13 protein-coding genes are annotated in these 19,098 nt (G+C 60.3%); 6 read left to right on the forward strand and 7 right to left on the reverse strand.

Annotation, left to right across the window (positions count from 1 at the left end; all coding sequences use genetic code 11):
* Positions 1-259: 259 nt before the first annotated feature.
* Together ACOYXG_RS12320 and ACOYXG_RS12325 are read left to right on the forward strand one after the other, a co-directional pair.
* Positions 260-2,341, forward strand: coding sequence for a putative bifunctional diguanylate cyclase/phosphodiesterase (locus tag ACOYXG_RS12320; protein WP_460358040.1), 2,082 nt, complete (start codon positions 260-262; stop codon positions 2,339-2,341).
* Between the two features lie 236 nt (positions 2,342-2,577).
* Entirely contained in the window at positions 2,578-3,324 is a 747-nt protein-coding gene (locus ACOYXG_RS12325; RefSeq protein WP_247269112.1) for an SDR family oxidoreductase, read from the forward strand.
* A gap of 111 nt (positions 3,325-3,435) precedes the next feature.
* Here the strand turns inward: ACOYXG_RS12325 and ACOYXG_RS12330 are convergent, their stop codons facing one another.
* From ACOYXG_RS12330 to ACOYXG_RS12345, 4 genes are all read right to left on the reverse strand, one after another.
* Positions 3,436-3,882: a hypothetical protein gene (locus ACOYXG_RS12330; RefSeq protein ID WP_460358042.1), complete on the reverse strand. Its 447-nt coding sequence runs from the start codon at positions 3,880-3,882 to the stop codon at positions 3,436-3,438.
* Between the two features lie 178 nt (positions 3,883-4,060).
* Positions 4,061-5,470, reverse strand: a complete 1,410-nt coding sequence (gene mapR / locus ACOYXG_RS12335; RefSeq protein ID WP_008087199.1) for a GntR family transcriptional regulator MpaR — start codon at positions 5,468-5,470, stop codon at positions 4,061-4,063.
* A 141-nt stretch (positions 5,471-5,611) separates the two neighbouring features.
* Positions 5,612-7,042 (reverse strand): cytochrome c oxidase accessory protein CcoG, encoded by a 1,431-nt coding sequence (gene ccoG, locus ACOYXG_RS12340; RefSeq protein WP_460358046.1) that lies wholly within the window; start codon positions 7,040-7,042, stop codon positions 5,612-5,614.
* 195 nt (positions 7,043-7,237) lie between these two features.
* Positions 7,238-7,486, reverse strand: a complete 249-nt coding sequence (locus tag ACOYXG_RS12345; RefSeq protein ID WP_027613724.1) for a DUF3203 family protein — start codon at positions 7,484-7,486, stop codon at positions 7,238-7,240.
* Between the two features lie 123 nt (positions 7,487-7,609).
* Between ACOYXG_RS12345 and ACOYXG_RS12350 the strand changes: the two genes are divergently transcribed.
* The gene (locus ACOYXG_RS12350; RefSeq protein ID WP_027613723.1) at positions 7,610-8,122 is read left to right on the forward strand and encodes an MgtC/SapB family protein; all 513 of its coding nucleotides are present in this window, start codon (positions 7,610-7,612) and stop codon (positions 8,120-8,122) included.
* Between the two features lie 40 nt (positions 8,123-8,162).
* Here the strand turns inward: ACOYXG_RS12350 and ACOYXG_RS12355 are convergent, their stop codons facing one another.
* Positions 8,163-8,321: a hypothetical protein gene (locus ACOYXG_RS12355; protein WP_003224520.1), complete on the reverse strand. Its 159-nt coding sequence runs from the start codon at positions 8,319-8,321 to the stop codon at positions 8,163-8,165.
* Between the two features lie 217 nt (positions 8,322-8,538).
* On the opposite strand from ACOYXG_RS12355, the gene ACOYXG_RS12360 reads away from it, so the two are divergent.
* The 3 genes from ACOYXG_RS12360 to glgB all read left to right on the forward strand — a co-directional run bounded on the left by ACOYXG_RS12360 (position 8,539) and on the right by glgB (position 16,279).
* Positions 8,539-10,533: an alpha-1,4-glucan--maltose-1-phosphate maltosyltransferase gene (locus ACOYXG_RS12360; RefSeq protein WP_460358051.1), complete on the forward strand. Its 1,995-nt coding sequence runs from the start codon at positions 8,539-8,541 to the stop codon at positions 10,531-10,533.
* Between the two features lie 170 nt (positions 10,534-10,703).
* Positions 10,704-14,045, forward strand: coding sequence for a maltose alpha-D-glucosyltransferase (treS, locus tag ACOYXG_RS12365; RefSeq protein WP_460358054.1), 3,342 nt, complete (start codon positions 10,704-10,706; stop codon positions 14,043-14,045).
* A gap of 2 nt (positions 14,046-14,047) precedes the next feature.
* Entirely contained in the window at positions 14,048-16,279 is a 2,232-nt protein-coding gene (gene glgB, locus ACOYXG_RS12370; RefSeq protein ID WP_460358057.1) for a 1,4-alpha-glucan branching protein GlgB, read from the forward strand.
* Between the two features lie 122 nt (positions 16,280-16,401).
* Here the strand turns inward: glgB and ACOYXG_RS12375 are convergent, their stop codons facing one another.
* Complete coding sequence (locus ACOYXG_RS12375; protein WP_460358059.1) at positions 16,402-17,472, reverse strand: autotransporter domain-containing protein; 1,071 nt, start codon at positions 17,470-17,472, stop codon at positions 16,402-16,404.
* Between the two features lie 268 nt (positions 17,473-17,740).
* Positions 17,741-18,523, reverse strand: coding sequence for an endonuclease/exonuclease/phosphatase family protein (locus tag ACOYXG_RS12380; protein ID WP_027613718.1), 783 nt, complete (start codon positions 18,521-18,523; stop codon positions 17,741-17,743).
* Positions 18,524-19,098: the final 575 nt, after the last annotated feature.

Below are 19,098 nucleotides of genomic sequence, written 5' to 3' on the forward strand. Positions count from 1 at the left end.
GTCAGTTCGGTCGATATCTGCGATGAACGTGCTGGCTTTTTCGCGAGCAGGCTCGCTCCCACATCAATCGCGCTGATTGCCGGAATCCTGGGAACGAGGCCCGGGCCAGAGCCTCGCAAAACCATCAAACAAGCGTTTCATCGGCTTGATGGCAAAATGATTACTTTGTCAGTGCGTTCTTCTGCGCAATCAGTACAATCGCCGCATTTGCCCGGCCGAGAATGGACGCAGTACGGCGCGGGTGGTCGCGAGAATCTTCATGCTCATCGGTAGTTATTCCTTCACCCTGGTTTTCATTTCTTTGTGTGTGGCGATCCTCGCGTCCTACACCGCGCTCGATCTGACCGGGCGCATCGCCAGCGCCCGTGGGCGCGCAGTGCATTTCTGGACGGCCGGCGGTGCACTGGCGATGGGGGTCGGCGTCTGGTCGATGCACTTCATCGGCATGTTGGCCTTCAAGCTGCCGATCGACTTGGGCTACGACATTGCGATTACCGCGCTGTCGCTGCTGATTGCCGTGCTGTCCTGCGGGTTTGCCCTGTGGCTGGTCAGCCAGCCGAAACTGCCGATTTGGCAATTGGCCTTTGGCGCTTTGGTCATGGGCGCCGGCATCAGTGCAATGCATTACACCGGCATGGCCGCGCTGCGCATGACGCCTGGCATCGATTACGACCCGACCCTGTTCGGCGCCTCATTGCTGATCGCGGTCGGGGCCTCGGCGGCGGCGTTATGGATCGCCTTCCGCCTGCGCCAGCACTCGCCTTATGTGCGTCTGATTCGTGGTGGTGCGGCAGTGATCATGGGCATCGCGATTGTCGGCATGCACTACACCGGCATGGCCGCCGCGCAATTTCCTGACGGCAGTTTCTGCGGTGCAACGCTCGACGGCCTCAAGGGCAACGGCCTCGACAATCTGGTGCTGATCACCACGCTCGCGGTGCTGTCGATCGCCTTGCTCACTTCGATTCTCGATGCGCGCCTTGAAGCGCGTACCGCCGATCTGGCGCATTCGCTGACCCTGGCCAACCGTGAACTGACGCAACTGGCATTGCACGACACTCTGACCGGCCTGCCGAACCGCATGCTGCTGGACGACCGGATCAATCAGGCGATGAAGAAGGTCGAGGAGCAGGGCGGTTGTTTTGCGTTGATGTTTATCGATCTGGACGGTTTCAAACCGGTCAACGATGCCTTCGGCCACCACATGGGTGACCAGTTGCTGCGTGAAGTCGGGGTGCGCCTGCGCGAAGATCTGCGCAGTCAGGATACGCTCGCGCGAATTGGCGGCGACGAGTTCGTGCTGCTGGTGCGTCTGAGCGAACCCGACGATGCTCTGGGGCTGGCCGCGCGTCAGGTCGGGTTGCTCGGTCAGGCGTTCCGCGTGGCCGAGCACGACTTGCAGATTTCTGCCAGCGTCGGCATTGCCCTGTACCCGGGCAACGGCCTGAGCGCCCAGGAACTGCTGATGAATGCCGACGCGGCGATGTATCACGCCAAGGGCAGCGGCAAAAACGGTTACAGCTTCTTCGATGCTTCGATGAACAGCAACGCGCGCAAGCAGCTGCAGCTATTGCAAGATCTGCGCGCCGCGCTGGAACACAGTCAGTTCAGCCTGTATTTCCAGCCCAAATTCGACGCCATCAGTGGTCGTCCGGTCGGTGCCGAAGCGCTGCTGCGCTGGCAGCATCCGACCCAGGGCATGTTGCTGCCCGACAAATTTATCGATCTGGCAGAGAAGACCGGCCTGATCATCGCCATCGGTGAATGGGTGCTCAATGAAGCTTGCCGGCAGATGCGCGAATGGTACGTGCTCGGTTACACCGACTGGCGCATTGCGGTGAACCTCTCGGCCTTGCAGTTCTGCCACGCGGGGCTGGTGCAGAGCGTGGCCAAGGCGCTGGCGACCCACCACCTGCCGGCCAACAGCCTGACCCTGGAGATCACCGAAACCACGGCCATGAGCGACGCGGATGCGAGCATGAAGGTGTTGCAGGAGTTGTCCGACATGGGCGTCGACCTGTCGATCGACGACTTCGGCACCGGTTATTCGAGCCTGATGTACCTCAAGCGTTTGCCGGCCAACGAGCTGAAGATCGACCGCGGTTTTGTCCGCGATCTGGAGCATGACAGCGATGACGCGGCCATCGTCTCGGCGATCGTGGCGCTGGGCCAGGCACTCGGTTTGCGCATTGTTGCCGAGGGGGTGGAGACCGGCGTGCAGCAGGATTTCCTCACGCAGTTGGGCTGTGATTCGTTGCAGGGCTATCTGTTGGGCCATCCGATGCCGGCAGATACGTTTATGCAGAACATTACCCGTGGAGAGACTCAGGCGGCTGTCTGAATGTGGCGAGGGAGCTTGCTCCCGCTGGGGCGCGAAGCGGCCTCTTTTTCTATCGGTTGTACCGTGTCGGCAGGATTCACGACTGCTTCGCAGCCGAGCGGGAGCAAGCTCCCTCGCCACAAAAAACATCTCGGTCCCATGCAGGGTTTTGTCTTTAACAGAGCCCATGCAAAACCGCCCAATGGCGGTTATTCTTCAACCCGACTGTTACGTGTGCATTGGGGGGAAGGGCCAGCATGGATAAAGTCATGGTAATCACCGGTGGCGGGCGCGGAATCGGCGCCGCAACGGCGTTGTTGGCTGCCGGGCAGGGCTATCGGATCTGCATCAACTATCAGTCGGATGAGCAAGCCGCGCAAAGCGTGCTGGAGCAAGTGCGGGCGCTGGGGGCGCAAGCCATTGCGGTACGCGCCGATGTCAGCATCGAAGATGAAGTGATCGCGCTGTTTCAGCGGGTCGATACCGAGCTGGGGCGAGTCACTGCGCTGGTGAACAACGCCGGTACCGTCGGGCACAAGTCGCGAGTCGATGAAATGTCCGAATTCCGCATCCTCAAAATCATGAAGACCAACGTTCTGGCCCCGATCCTCTGTGCCAAGCACGCGATCCTGCGCATGTCGCCCAAACACGGCGGGCAGGGTGGCAGCATCGTCAACGTGTCGTCGGTCGCCGCTCGTCTGGGTTCACCCAACGAGTATGTCGACTACGCCGCGTCCAAAGGTGCGCTCGACACCTTCACCATCGGTCTGTCCAAGGAAGTGGCGGGCGAGGGGATTCGGGTCAACGCGGTGCGGCCGGGCTATATCTACACCGATTTCCACGCATTGAGCGGTGATCCGGATCGGGTCAGCAAACTTGAGTCGGCGATTCCGATGGCCCGTGGTGGGCGGCCGGATGAAGTGGCGGAGGCGATTATCTGGCTGCTTTCCGATAAGGCTTCGTATGCGACCGGGACGTTTGTTGATCTGGGGGGAGGGCGGTAGAGCCTGTAAAAGTGAGATGGAGTTGAAAGGGAAAAATCCGATTGTTGAGGCGGATTGAGTGAGGTGCGGAAGATCAAAGTTACATTCCGCACTCACTCTAATATGAAGTTGTTAATGCTGAACTACATGGATGTCATTAAATCCGACAAGTACCTGCTCAGATAAAATAGGTGCCGTATCCATCTGGATCCAAAGTTCCTTCAAGTCGCTCTCGTTGATTGGCAAGCGTGCCTGCACTTGATGCCATTTCCCATCCGAGGGAGGAAAGGGAATATGAACTCTCTGGTTACCTCCAATGGCGCGAAGCGTAAACTCTTTTATTTCAACCCCTTCTGGAGCGGACATTCTGAATGTGATCGTTATATCTTCCTTTTTGAAAAAGTCAGGGAACTTTTTCCTTAGGTCGAGATGGAAGGATTGTCCTTCAGTTGATCGCCTTAGTTTAACCCCTAAGGCCATTTTTCCTTTGTCGTCTACGACGTAGCCATTCTCGCCGGCCGTACTTAGCCATCTGTAGTGAAAATTCGTGTAGTCGTTTAGGTAGCTTTTTTCGCTCATTGGGAACTCCTTGGCATAAATTGCTCTAGATAATGTTAAGTTTATTGTCACTGGAGGTGAGCTTGGTAATAGCCGATCAACTTAACTTCATCTTCAGCCTATTTTGACCTGAGCGTTTTATCTACTGTCAGAAATACTAGGTTTTTCCTATTTTACCTACCGTCGGTCGGATTTTGAGCTAAAACGACCGCACAATCCGCCCCAACGTCTCCATCGCCTTCTCCGAATCCTCGGTCCACGGGCTGCCGTAATTCAGGCGAATGCAGTTCCTGAACCGCTGGGTCGGCGAGAAAATCGGCCCCGGCGCGATGCTGATCCCCTGCGCCAATGCCATCTGAAACAACTTCAAGGAATCCATCTGCGGTGGCAGTTCCAGCCACAGGAAGTAGCCGCCCGCCGGCTGGCTGACGCGGGTCTGCGCCGGGAAATAGCGGGCAATCGCTGCGAGCATCGCGCTTTGCTGTTCTTCCAGGGCGTAGCGCAGTTTGCGCAGATGGCGGTCGTAGCCGCCGTGTTGCAGGTAGTCGGCGATGGCCGCTTGCGCCGGCATTGAGGCACACAGCGAGGTCATCAGTTTCAGCCGTTCGATTTTCTGTGCGTAACGCCCGGCGGCGACCCAGCCGATGCGGTAGCCGGGGGCCAGGCTCTTGGCGAACGAACCGCAGTGCATCACCAGCCCTTCCGTGTCGAAGGCCTTGGCCGGTTTCGGTGCCTGCTGACCGTAATAGAGTTCGGCGTAGACGTCGTCCTCGATCAGCGGCACCTGATGCCGGCGCAGCAGTTCCACCAGTTCCTGTTTCTTCGCCTCGGGCATGGTCGCGCCCATCGGGTTCTGGAAACTGGTCATGCACCAGCAGGCCTTGATCGGATGGCGCTCCAGGGTCTGCGCGAGCACGCCGAGGTCGATACCGTCGCGCGGGTGCACGGGGATTTCCACGGCTTTGAGTTTCAAGCGCTCCAGCACTTGCAGGCTGGCGTAGAACGCCGGGGCTTCGATGGCTACCAGATCGCCCGGTTCGGTGACCGCTTGCAGGCACAGGTTCAGCGCTTCGAGGGCGCCGTTGGTGATCAGCAGTTCTTCCATCGGCAGCATCAGCCCGCCGACCATGTAGCGAAGGGCGATCTGCCGGCGCAATTGCGGATTGCCCGGCGACATGTCGGTGACCACCATGCGCGGGTCCATTTCCCGTGCGGCGCTGGCCAGCGAACGCGACAGGCGCTGCAATGGGAACAGGGTCGGGCTGGGGAACGCCGAGCCGAAGGGCACGGTGCTCGGGTCCTTGATCGATTCCAGCACCGAGAACACCAGTTCGCTGACGTCGACTTCGGTGGAGTCGTTGACGTGGCTGCTGATCACCGGCTCCGAGAACGGACTCGGTGCGTGAGTGTTGACGAAGTAACCGGAGCGCGGCCGCGCGCGGATCAGACCGCGACGTTCCAGCAGGTAATAGGCCTGGAACACCGTGGACGGGCTGACCCCGTAAGTCTGGCTGGCGTAGCGCACCGACGGCACCCGTTGCCCGGGGCCGAGCACGCCGGAGCGGATCAGTTCAGCGATGTCGTCGGCGAATTTTTCGTAGCGTTTCATCTTGGGTCCGGGTTGGGTTCATTCTGGAAGACCGCGGTGCCTTCATTCGCGAGCAGGCTCGCTCCCACACTGGATATCAGTGTCCACAAAACCCTGTGGGAGCGAGCCTGCTCGCGAATGGCCGCGCCGCAGTCTAAGGGATCAGCGATTCATCGGCGCCACAAACCTGCTTTTCGCCACGCTATAAATCTCGGGCTCGTCGCTGTCGGCGATCTTGAAGCTCAAGGTCTGCGAGCTGCTGGCCGGACGTTCGGTAGTCATCGCCACCGACACCGGCACATCGACAATCTCCCCCGGCGCCAGGCTCAGTTCGGTCTTGCCCTGCAACTGGAAGCCGTCGCCGTCCACCAGGCTCAGGTTGTAGTCCTGGCGCTGCTGGGTCTTGTTGATGACCTTGAGGGTGTAGATGTTTTCGATCTGGCCCTGACCGTTCTCGCGGAACAGCCCGCGATCCTTGGTCACGTCCAGCGAGACCATGGGCCTTTCGACCAAGGCCAGCGCCAGGGCGCCGATCATCACCAGCAGCACCGCGACATAACCGATCAGCCGTGGTCGCAGCAGATGGGTCTTGCCACCCTGCAATTCGCGTTCGGAACTGTAGCGGATCAGGCCGCGCGGGTAGCTCATTTTGTCCATGATCGAATCGCAGGCGTCGATGCACGCCGCGCAGCCGATGCATTCCATCTGCAGGCCGTCGCGGATGTCGATGCCGGTCGGGCAGACCTGCACGCACAACTGGCAATCGATGCAATCACCCAGGCCGGCTTCGGCGGGTTTCACGTCGCGTTTGCGCGGGCCACGGTTTTCGCCACGGGCGACGTCGTAGGAAATCGCCAGGGTGTCCTTGTCGAACATCACGCTCTGGAACCGCGCATACGGGCACATGTGCATGCACACCGCTTCGCGCAGCCAACCGGCGTTGATGTAAGTGGCGGCGGTGAAGAACAGCACCCAGAACAGACTGACCCCGCCGATCTGCAGGGTGAACAGCTCTTCGGCCAGCGGCCGGATCGGCGTGAAGTAGCCGACAAACGTCAGCCCGGTCATCACGCTGATCGCCAGCCACAGAGTGTGCTTGGCCGCGCGCCGCGCCAGTTTGTTCAGGCCCCAGGGCGCCGCTTGCAGTTTGATCCGCTGGTTGCGTTCGCCTTCGGTGACTTTTTCGCACCACATGAAGATCCACGTCCACGAACTCTGCGGGCAGGTATAGCCACACCAGACCCGGCCAGCGAACACGGTGATGGCGAACAGGCCGAACGCGGCGATGATCAGCAGCGCCGAGAGCAGGATGAAATCCTGTGGCCAGAAGGTCGCGCCGAAGATATGGAATTTGCTTTCGGCCAAGTCCCACAGCACGGCCTGACGACCGCCCCAGTTCAGCCACACGGTGCCGAAGAACAGCAGAAACAGAACGCCCGCGCCGCTGATGCGCAAGGTGCGGAACAGGCCGGTGAAACTGCGGGTGTGGATGTGATTGTCGGTGGAGCCGGCCTTCGCCTTCATCGGGCGACCAGGCACATTTTTTATGGTGGGGCTTGCTTCTACGGTTCGGACGGGGATTTGTTCGCTCATGGTCATTCGCTCATCAGCCTCCATCAGGCGGACGAACTATGAGCGCCGATCTGTTTGCATAACAGACTCAGCTATTTGAATAAAAAGCGTATCAGATGGCGTTTGGTACACATCCTGCGACAACTTGAAGCAGCCCGCAGGCGCAGGCGCAAACGCCTATCGCAGGCGTCTGCGCCGGATGTTGATCCGGGTCAGTCAAATCACCGAATCACTCTCGTCGGCCTTCAGGTGCTTGCGACCGTCTTTCGCGCCGGCGACGGTCAAGGCATCCGCCTCTGCTTCGGTGATGTAAACGCGCCGGCCTTCAATCTCAACGAACGACATGGCTTTTTCGCTATCGGTTTTGACTTCCAGCGTGTCGCAGATACGAATTTCTTCACCATTTTCGACGGTGAAAAAACACACTTTTGCTTCGGGATTGGATTCATCGATTCGAACGGGCATGAGGCTGTCCTTTTTTCATGAGTACCTGAAAGGTTAGGGCGCGCGCTTTGCCGATCGTTCTGCGCAACTGATTAATGGTCGCTGCTGTCCATCCACTAACGACCAATAAGAAAGGAGGGAGCGATGAACGCCTGGTGGCATGAAGTGTGGGTGACGCTGCAAGCGGAGTTCGCCGATGTCGGCGATGCCTCGCAACTGACGCGCATCACCGTGCGCCTGTTGATGGCGGCGGTGCTGGGCGGAATTCTCGGTTTCGAGCGGGAGCACAAGGGCAAGGCCGCCGGGGTGCGCACGCACATGTTGGTGGCGTTGGGGGCGGCGCTGTTTGTGCTGGTGCCGCAGACCTCAGGGGCCGAATCCGATGCGATGAGCCGGGTGTTGCAGGGAGTGATCGCCGGGATCGGCTTTCTCGGTGCCGGGACGATTTTGAAGAATCAGGAAGGTGACGAAGGGCACGTGAAAGGACTGACCACGGCAGCCGGGTTGTGGATGACGGCGGCGATCGGCGTGGCGGCCGGGTTGGGCAGGGAAGCGACGGCGCTGCTCAGCACTTTGTTGGCGTTGGGGATTTTCAGCGTGATGCCACGGGTGGTCAGGATGTTTGAGAAGGATGGGGAGAAAAACCAGCACCTGTAACCGATCGTTCCCATGATGGTGGGAACGATCGGCTGGGTGCTTAGACGATCACCGGTGGCATCGTCGTCGGCGGCTCTTCCTTCGGCGGTGGCGTGGTGCCTGGGGGTTCCTGCTCGGGGATCGGCTGTGGCTCGGTCTCGGGCAGGGTGGGTTTGTCGATGTTCGGATCAGGCGTTTCGGCCGGGATCGGGATGTTCATCTGTAGACCTCCGTGTGGCACATGGCGTGAGAAGTGCTTAAGTGGATTGACCACCGTGTGATGAATTCGATCCGCTTTTCTGTCCAGACAAATCCCTGTGAACTTTTCCCCGCGCCGGTCGCTCGGAACCTAAGTGAGTTCAAGTCGGGGCCGGTGCCTCATTGTGAACACTGTTCCGGCACAAGAGCGTCCTTGGGGCGTTAAGGAGAGATGCTCGATGTCTGCTGAAAAACCTTCAGAGCAGAGCTACAACCCTCACATGCCGCTGTCGCAGGCGTTGCTGCTGCCGCGCATCGTGATCGAAAACACCATGCCGACCCTCGATGGCGGGCAGTTTGCCGTGAAGTCGATTGTCGAGCGTGACGTGATCGTCACCAGCAAGGTCTTCGCCGACGGCCATGACAAGCTGGCGGTGCGCATCCGCTGGCGTGCGGAGGGCGAAGAGAGCTGGCACAGCGAGGTGATGAACGAGCTGGGCAATAACAGTTGGCAGGGGCAGTTTCGTCCGGACCGCCAGGGTCGCTATCTGTACTGCATCGAAGCGTGGATCGACCATTTCGCTAGTTTCCAGTACGAACTGGAGAAGAAGCACAACGCCGCCGTCCCGGTGTCGCTCGAACTGCAGGAAGGCCGCAGCATGGTGCAGCAGGCCGCCGAGCGCAGCGACGGTCAGCTCAGCGAGCAACTCGCCGCCTTGCATCATGAATTGTCCGGCCTGCTCGAAACCGAGCAGGTGGCGCTGTTTCTGCACTCGCGCAGTGCGCAATTGATGGCGCAGGCCGATCACCGTGCCTATCTGAGCCTGAGCGCCGAATTCCCGGTGGATGTCGAACGGGAACTGGCCGAGTTTGCCAGTTGGTACGAGCTGTTTCCGCGCTCGATTACTGACGATCCCAAGCGTCACGGTACATTCAACGACGTGCACTCGCGGCTGCCGATGATTCAGGACATGGGTTTCGACGTGTTGTACTTCACGCCAATTCACCCGATCGGCCGCGCCCACCGCAAGGGCCGCAACAATTCCCTGACCGCAGGTCCCGATGATCCGGGCAGTCCGTACGCGATCGGCAGCGAGGAGGGTGGCCATGAGGCGATTCACTCGCAGCTCGGCACCCGCGAAGACTTCCGCCGGTTGGTGGCCGCTGCCGCTGAGCATGGCCTGGAAATCGCCCTCGATTTCGCCATCCAGTGTTCGCAGGATCACCCGTGGCTCAAGCAGCATCCGGGCTGGTTCAACTGGCGCCCGGACGGCACGATCAAATACGCGGAAAACCCGCCGAAGAAATATCAGGACATCGTCAACGTCGACTTCTATGCGCCGGATGCGATCCCCAGCCTCTGGGTGGAACTGCGCGATATCGTCGTCGGCTGGGTCAACGAAGGTGTGAAGATCTTCCGTGTCGACAATCCGCACACCAAGCCGCTGCCGTTCTGGCAATGGCTGATCGCCGATGTGCGGGCGCTGCACCCGGAAGTGATCTTCCTCGCCGAAGCGTTCACCACACCGGCGATGATGGCGCGGCTGGGCAAGGTCGGTTACAGCCAGAGCTACACCTATTTCACCTGGCGTAACACCAAGTCGGAGCTAGCGACCTATTTCACCGAACTCAACGAGTCGCCGTGGCGTGAATGCTACCGGCCGAACTTCTTCGTCAACACGCCGGACATCAACCCGGCGTTCCTGCATGAATCAGGGCGGCCGGGGTTTCTGATCCGCGCGGCGCTGGCGACCATGGGCTCGGGCCTGTGGGGCATGTATTCCGGTTATGAGTTGTGCGAAGCGGCGCCGGTGCCGGGCAAGGAGGAATACCTCGATTCGGAGAAGTACGAGATCCGCGTCCGCGACTTCAATGCGCCGGGCAACATCATTGCCGAAATCGCCCAGCTCAACCGCATCCGCCGGCAGAACCCGGCGCTGCACACGCATCTGGGGTTGAAAATCTACAACGCGTGGAACGACAACATTCTGTATTTCGGCAAGCGCAGCTTTGACGGCAGCAATTTCATTCTGGTGGCGGTGAGCCTCGATCCGCACAACGTGCAGGAAGCCAATTTCGAGTTGCCGCTGTGGGAGATGGGCCTGCCCGACGACGCGACCACCCACGGTGAGGACTTGATGAACGGGCATCGCTGGGACTGGCATGGCAAGTATCAGTTCATGCGGATTGACCCGGCTTACCAGCCGTTCGGGATTTGGCGGATTACTGCCTGAACACCGATTCCCTGTGGGAGCGAGCCTGCTCGCGAAATGCGTTTTTGCAGGCGACATCTTTGCTGAATGTTAATCCGCAATCGCGAGCAGGCTCGCTCCCACAGGTTGCTCAGCGTTTTCGAGTCAGGTCATCGGCTCACGGTTTTTCCAGAATTGAACAGGAGTTTCACATGGCGAAGAAACCCAAGGCAGCCACCTTTATCAAAGACCCGCTCTGGTACAAGGATGCGGTGATCTATCAAGTTCACGTCAAATCGTTTTTCGACTCAAACAACGACGGGATCGGCGACTTTCCCGGCCTGATCGCCAAACTCGATTACATCGCCGAACTCGGCGTCAACACCATCTGGCTGCTGCCGTTCTACCCGTCGCCACGTCGCGATGACGGCTATGACATCGCCGAATACCGCGGCGTACACAGCGACTACGGGACCATGGCCGACGCCAAGCGCTTTATCGCCGAGGCGCACAAGCGGGGTTTGCGGGTGATCACCGAGTTGGTCATCAACCACACCTCGGATCAGCACCCGTGGTTCCAGCGGGCGCGCAAGGCCAAGCCCGGTTCGGCGGCGCGGGACTTCTATGTGTGGTCGGATGACGATCAGAAGTACGACGGCACGCGGATCATCTTCCTCGACACCGAGAAGTCCAACTGGACCTGGGACCCGGTCGCCGGTCAGTACTTCTGGCACCGTTTCTATTCGCACCAGCCCGACCTGAATTTCGACAATCCGCAAGTGATGAAAGCGGTGCTGTCGGTGATGCGTTACTGGCTGGACATGGGTATCGACGGCCTGCGCCTCGACGCGATTCCGTACCTGATCGAACGCGACGGCACCAACAACGAAAACCTGCCCGAGACCCATGATGTCCTCAAGCAGATCCGTGCCGAGATCGATGCCAATTACCCGGATCGCATGCTGCTGGCCGAGGCCAATCAATGGCCGGAAGACACCCAGCTGTACTTCGGCGATACCGATGCCGCAGGCGTCAATGGCGACGAATGCCACATGGCCTTCCACTTCCCGCTGATGCCGCGCATGTACATGGCGCTGGCTCAGGAAGATAGGTTCCCGATCACCGACATTCTGCGGCAAACCCCCGAGATTCCTGCCAACTGCCAGTGGGCAATCTTCCTGCGTAATCACGATGAGTTGACGCTGGAGATGGTCACCGACAAGGAGCGCGACTACCTGTGGAATTACTACGCCGCTGACCGCCGCGCGCGGATCAACCTTGGCATTCGTCGGCGTCTGGCACCGTTGATGGAGCGTGATCGTCGCCGCGTCGAGTTGCTCAACAGCCTGCTGCTGTCGATGCCCGGCACGCCGACGTTGTATTACGGCGATGAAATCGGCATGGGCGACAACATCTACCTCGGCGACCGCGACGGTGTGCGTACGCCGATGCAATGGTCGATCGACCGCAACGGCGGCTTCTCCCGCGCCGATCCGGCCAGTCTGGTGCTGCCGCCGATCATGGACCCGCAATACGGTTATCTGTCGGTCAACGTCGAAACCCAGGCCGGCGATCCGCATTCGCTGCTCAACTGGACGCGACGCATGCTCGCCGTGCGCAAGCAGTCCAAGGCGTTCGGGCGTGGCACGCTGAAGATGCTTTCGCCGAGCAACCGACGGATTCTGGCCTACACCCGCGAGTTCACCGACGCCGACGGCAAGCACGAAATAATTCTTTGCGTGGCCAACGTCTCGCGCAGCGCGCAGGCGGCGGAACTCGATCTGTCGGCCTACGTCGGCATGGTCCCGGTGGAGATGCTCGGCGGTAATGCGTTCCCGCCGATCGGCCAGTTGAATTTCCTCCTGACCCTGGCGCCGTATGGTTTCTACTGGTTCGCCTTGGCTGCGGAAAACCAGATGCCGAGCTGGCACGTGGAACCGGCGCAGAGCCTGCCGGACTTCACCACCCTGGTGCTGAAAAAACGCATGGAAGAACTGCTCGAAACGCCGACCCGCAACACGTTGGAGCAGAGCATCCTGCCGAGCTGGCTGCAGAACCGCCGCTGGTTCGCCGGCAAGGACGCAGCCATTGAGCAGGTCAATCTGGCCTATGGCGTGCGCTTCGGCGATGCGCAACATCCGGTGTTGCTCAGCGAGATCGAAGTCACCAGCGCCGGGCAGACCAGCCGCTATCAACTGCCGTTCGGCTTCATCGCCGAAGATCAGGTCGGCCCGGCGTTGCCGCAGCAACTGGCATTGTCGCGGGTTCGTCGCGGGCGTCAGGTGGGTCTGATCACTGACGCGTTCAGCCTCGAAACGTTTGTGCACGCGGTGCTGCAAGGCATGCAGAGCAACACCGTGCTCAACTCCGAACAGGGCGAGATTCGTTTTGCGCCGACCGCGCAACTGGACAAACTCGGCCTCGGTGCCGAATCCGAAGTGCGCTATCTGTCGGCCGAGCAATCGAACAGTTCGGTGGTGATCGGCAACAGTCTGGTGCTGAAGCTGATCCGCAAGGTCGCCTCGGGTGTTCACCCGGAACTGGAAATGAGCGCGTACCTGACCGAGGCCGGTTTCGCCAACATCTCGCCGCTGCTCGGCTCGGTGATCCGCCGCGATGGCGCGGGCGAAGACAACCTGCTGATGATCGCCCAAGGCTATCTGAGCAATCAGGGCGATGCCTGGGAATGGACGCAGAACAACCTCGAACGGGCGTTGCGTGATGAGCTGGCGGACGCGATGTCCGAGCAGGAGCAGCATTACAACGCCCTCGGCGAGCTTAAGGACTTTGCCGGCATGCTCGGCCAGCGTCTCGGCGAAATGCACCAAGTACTGGCGGCACCAAGCGACAACGCTGACTTCGCCCCGCAAACCACCAGTGCCAAGGACGCCCAAGCCACTGGCAAGGACGTTGCGGCGCAGGTCGAGCATGCGTTGAAGTTGCTCAAGCAGCATCAGAGTCATCTGAGCGCGGCGGATCAGAAAATGGTCGCGCGGCTGCTGGACAACAAAAAAGTCATCCTCGGCCATGTGCAGGAACTTGCGCAGAAAGCTGTGGGCGGCTTGCGGATCCGCGTGCATGGCGACCTGCACCTGGGGCAGGTGCTGGTGATCAAGGGCGATGCCTATCTGATCGATTTCGAGGGTGAACCGGCGCGGCCGCTGCACGAACGGCGTGGCAAACACAGTCCGTACAAGGACGTCAGCGGCGTGCTGCGTTCCTTCGATTACGCGGCGGCGATGACGATCAACGTGCACAACGTCGATCACAGTCCAGAGTCGGAAGCGGCCCGCCATCGCGTTGCCGAGCGCTATCTGCGTGAGGCGCGCGAGGCATTTGTTCAGGCATATCGCCAAGCGGCAGCTAGTCTTGATCATGCCTGGCAGGATCCTGCAGGTGCCGACGCTGCGCTTGCGCTGTTCGGCCTGGAGAAGGCGGCCTATGAAGTGGCCTATGAAGCCGAAAATCGCCCCACGTGGCTGCCCGTGCCGTTGCACGGTTTGTATGGGTTATTGACGGGGCTTAAACCCTTTTCCGATCTTGGTGGAGAGTAGTCATGAGTTTCTCGAACAAGGAACAGGGTCACGCTAAAGAAGCGTTATTGCCGGCGGCGCGGGACATCGACGCCCTGGTGCGCGCTGAACACCACGACCCGTTTTCCATTCTCGGCCCGCACGGTGATGGTGCCGATGGGCAGTTCATCCGCGCTTATCTGCCGGGTGCATTGAAAGTCGAAGTGCTGGACAAGGACAGCGGTGAAGAACGCGGCGAACTGCAAGCCACCGAAACGCCGGGATTGTTTGTCGGTCACTTCGATCAGGCGCGGCCGTATCTGCTGCGTACTCGTTGGGCCGGCGGCGAACAGGTCGCGGAAGATCCCTACAGCTTTGGCCAGTTGCTCGGCGAAATGGATTTGTATCTGTTCGCCGAAGGCAATCATCGCGACCTCAGCAGTTGCCTCGGCGCGCAACTGACCACGGTCGATGGCGTCGACGGTGTGCGTTTTGCCGTGTGGGCGCCGAATGCTCGCCGAGTGTCGGTGGTCGGTGATTTCAACGTGTGGGACGGTCGCCGCCATCCGATGCGCCTGCGCCATCCGTCCGGGGTCTGGGAGTTGTTCATTCCGCGCCTGCAAGCAGGGGAGTTGTACAAATACGAGATCCTCGGCGCTCACGGCATCCTGCCGCTGAAGGCCGACCCGATGGCCTTGGCCACCAGTCTGCCGCCGGACACCGCGTCGAAAGTCGCCGCGCCGCTGCAGATCAACTGGCAGGATCAGGACTGGATGAACGGCCGACGTGAACGGCAGAAGCATTCAGCGCCGCTGTCGATCTACGAATTGCATGCCGGCTCGTGGCAGTGCGAACTGGACGATCTGGGCGAAGTCGCTCGCCAGTACACCTGGCCCGAGCTGGCCGAACGACTGATTCCTTACGTCAAGGAACTGGGTTTCACCCACATCGAACTGATGCCGATCATGGAGCACCCGTTTGGCGGCTCATGGGGTTATCAGTTGCTCTCGCAATTCGCCCCGAGCGCCCGTTACGGCACGCCGGAGCAGTTCGGCGAGTTCGTCGACGCCTGTCACCGCGCCGATATCGGCGTGATCCTCGATTGGGTGCCGGCGCATTTCCCCACAGATACTCACGGTCTGGCGCAGTTCGACGGCACGGCGTTGTATGAATATGGCAACCCGCTGGAAGGCTTTCACCAAGATTGGGACACGCTGATCTACAACCTCGGGCGTACCGAAGTTCACGGCTACATGCTGGCGTCGGCGTTGCACTGGTTGAAGCATTTCCACATCGACGGTCTGCGCGTTGATGCGGTGGCCTCGATGCTTTATCGCGACTATTCGCGCAAGGCCGGCGAATGGGTACCGAACCGTCACGGCGGGCGCGAGAATCTCGAGGCGATCGATTTCCTCCGGCACTTGAATGACGTGGTCGAGCTGGAGGCCCCGGGGGCGCTGGTGATCGCCGAGGAATCCACCGCATGGCCGGGCGTCAGCCAGAGCACCCAGCAGGGTGGTCTCGGTTTCGCCTACAAATGGAACATGGGCTGGATGCACGACTCGCTGCACTACATCCAGCAGGATCCGGTGTACCGCGCGCACCATCACAACGAATTGAGTTTCGGTCTGGTCTACGCCTGGTCCGAGCGCTTCATCCTGCCGATCTCCCACGATGAAGTGGTGCACGGCAAGCACTCGCTGATCGACAAGATGCCCGGCGACCGCTGGCAGAAATTCGCCAACCTGCGCGCCTATCTGAGCTTCATGTGGACCCATCCGGGCAAGAAGCTGTTGTTCATGGGCTGCGAATTCGGCCAGTGGCGCGAGTGGAATCACGATCAGCAACTGGACTGGTACCTGCTGCAATACTCGGAACACAAAGGCGTGCAGAAACTGGTCGGCGACCTCAACCGTTTGTACCGCGAGGAGCCGGCGCTGCACGACCAGGATGATGCGCCGCAGGGTTTCCAGTGGTTGATCGGCGATGACGCGATCAACAGCGTGTACGCGTGGCTGCGCTGGAGCAAGGACGGAAAACCGGTGCTGGTGGTGGCCAACTTTACTCCGGTGCCGCGTCAGTCGTACCGGGTCGGCGTGCCGTTTGCCGGGCGCTGGGCGGAGTTGCTCAACAGTGATGCCGACACTTACGCCGGGTCCAACTATGGCAATGGCGGCGGGGCATTTACCGAAGAGGTGCCGAGCCATGGCCAGTCGTTGTCGCTGGAGCTGAATCTGCCACCGCTGGCGGTGTTGATTCTCAAGCCGGAGGGTTGATCCGCAACCGCGTCGCTGTCATCGCGAGCAGGCTCACTCCTACATTTGGAATGCGTCTCCCTGTAGGAGTGAGCCTGCTCGCGATGGCTTCAGCTCAGAGGCCATCGCCCCTCAAGCCGAAATCACCAACGCATCCGCACCCCCAGGCTGCCAATCAACCCGTTCAAGTCATTGTCATCCACGTCGCTGCTGTAATCGGCGCTGACATACAGGCTGACCGCCGGCGTCACTCGCGCCACCAACCCCAATCCCAACTCGACCGTTGATGACTTGCGACTGCTGCTGATCTTGTCGACCTGATCGAGAGTCACCGTGTTGCCGGTATACACCGTATGCCAGAGGTTGGTACGCACGTAGGGTTCCACCGGCAGACCGTTCACATCGTAACTGCCTTTGAGGCGGGCGCCGACGCGGCCGCTCCACGCCGACAGATCCGTTGAGGAAGCATTGCCGGAACCCGCGTACGGCGTGTCGAGGGTGATGCGCTGATTGATCAATTGCGCCTGGGGTTCAACCACCCAGTTGCCGCCCAGGCCGATCGGATACCCACCTTCGACCGAGAAGGTCATCGCACTGCCTTCGGTGGCCTGGCGCGCGCCTTGTTCGTTGCGACTGAAACCGCTGACCCGGCCACCGCTGGCCGACAGGTCGACATGCCAGCCCTGCGCGCCAGTCAGTCGGTAATAAGCACCGAGGCTCTGGCCTTGCAGGTTCAGGGTGTCGGTGGTCGGATCGGCGAGGGCGCGGCTGTTGATCAGGCCGGCGCTGTTGGCCTGGATCTGGTTGTATCCGCCAATCAGGCCGAGCGTCTGGGTGTGACCGCTGGCGCTTTGCACGGTGAGCACGGGCGGGCCTTTGAAGTCGCCGTTGCCGGGCGTGGCAAAACCTGGCGAAAGTACGTCGGTTTGCGCTTGCCGGGCGCTTTGTCCGTACAACCGGTCCCAGGCTGCTGGCGCCAGATCTTCGGTGATCAGGTCGGTGCCGCGCAAATCGGGACGTGGACTCAGGCGTTGTGGCTCGGGGGTGACAACGGTCGCCGGCAGGGTCAGACCGGGCATGTCCTGGTGATACCAGGGAGTGGTTTCATCCGCCGCAGGTCCGGCCTGCGCCTCCATGGATGAGCACAGCAGAATCGAACTCGATACTGTGCAAAACGTCACTTTGATCTCTTGTGGGGTGAATGAGCTTTTCATGGAGGTCTACCTTGCAAGCGCATGCGGGATCTCTTTTCTGGCGTCTCTCCTACCCCGAACGAGGGGCGACCGAATGGAGCGGGGCGAACCGCGGCGCTCGATTTCGCGAGTGCCGGAAGGGTCGCCCCGGTTAGTGATTCCGGGGGTAGTAAGGTAGAGATAAGAAGAGTGATGCCCATGCGTCAAGAAACTGCACGATGAGCGGTACAGCTAAATCAGGCGCTGCAAGCGTTTGTTTTTCTGCACATATCCAAGTCATTGTCTGTGCTTACAAATGCACTTCCACTGCCAGCGGCAAATGATCCGACAAGTGCGTCCACGGCTTGTTGCCGAGGATCTGCGGGTCGTGACTGCTGGCATTGCGCAGGTAGATGCGGTCAAGGCGCAGCAGTGGAAAACGCGCGGGGTAGGTCTTGGCCGGGCGGCCGTGGTGGCGTTCGAACGCTTCGTGCAGGTAATCGCGGCGGGCGAGGGCGGCATTGCCCTGCAGCTGCCAGTCATTGAAGTCGCCGGCAATGATGACCGGCGCATCGTCGGGCAATGATTCGAGCAACTGGCAAAGCAGCTGCAACTGCAATTGGCGGTGGCTTTCCAGCAGACTCAGGTGCACGCAGATCGCGTGGACTTCGGCGTGGCCCGGCACGTCCAGCACGCAGTGCAGCAGGCCTCTGCGCTCGGGGCCGGTGATCGACACGTCGAGGTTGCGGTATTCGCGGATCGGGTATTTCGACAGCAGGGCATTGCCATGGTGGCCATCGGGGTACACCGCGTTGCGCCCGTAGGCGAAATCGCTCCACATGCTGTCGGCGAGAAATTCGTATTGCGAGGTTTGCGGCCATTCCTGGTAGCGATTGGAGTGGCGCTCGTGTTCGCCCACCACCTCCTGCAGAAACACCAGATCAGCCGAGGTGCTGCGCACCGCTTCGCGCAGTTCCGGCAGGATGAAGCGCCGGTTGAGGGCGGTAAAACCCTTGTGAGTGTTGACCGTCAACACGCGCAGGCGATGGATGACGGGTGCGTCTACGGCGTGACGCTTGGGATCGCTGGACACGTTCACTCCTCTGAAAAAACGGCTTCCTGTTCATGCGACTGGTCTGGAAGCGGGCAGTTCCTTCCAGATGCCTCAGGCCGTAATACAAATCACCAGAGCCGTCAGGAAACCTGTGGGAGCGAGCCTGCTCGCGAAAGCGGCCTCCCGATCGACCAATCTCTGACTGAATGCACTCGGTCAAACTGTGGGAGCTGGCTTGCCAGCGATGACGGCTCACAAGCCGACCAACCTCCCAACTGAATGCACTCGTTCCAACTGTGGGAGCGAGCCTGCTCGCGAAAGCGGCCTGCCAGGCACCATCAAAACTACAGGAGCAATCCCGGTTCTCCACACACAATAAACGCACCCCCGCAACCACGTTTAAAGTACACGAATCGTTACGCCATAACGGCTACAACGCCTTGCGCCGTTACCTACGCGTACGCCAGAATCCGCCGGCTTACACGACCATACCCTGCGCTATATCGTTTCCCTGCCACTGCCCATCGGTGGTCGGGTTTAGTAGCCCGTATGGTTTTAGTAAGTGCATGAGTCCCATTGAGCCAGGCGTATCTATTGCCTGCACTTCGATGGTG

It is taken from the genome of Pseudomonas sp. G3-39 (assembly GCF_054790485.1).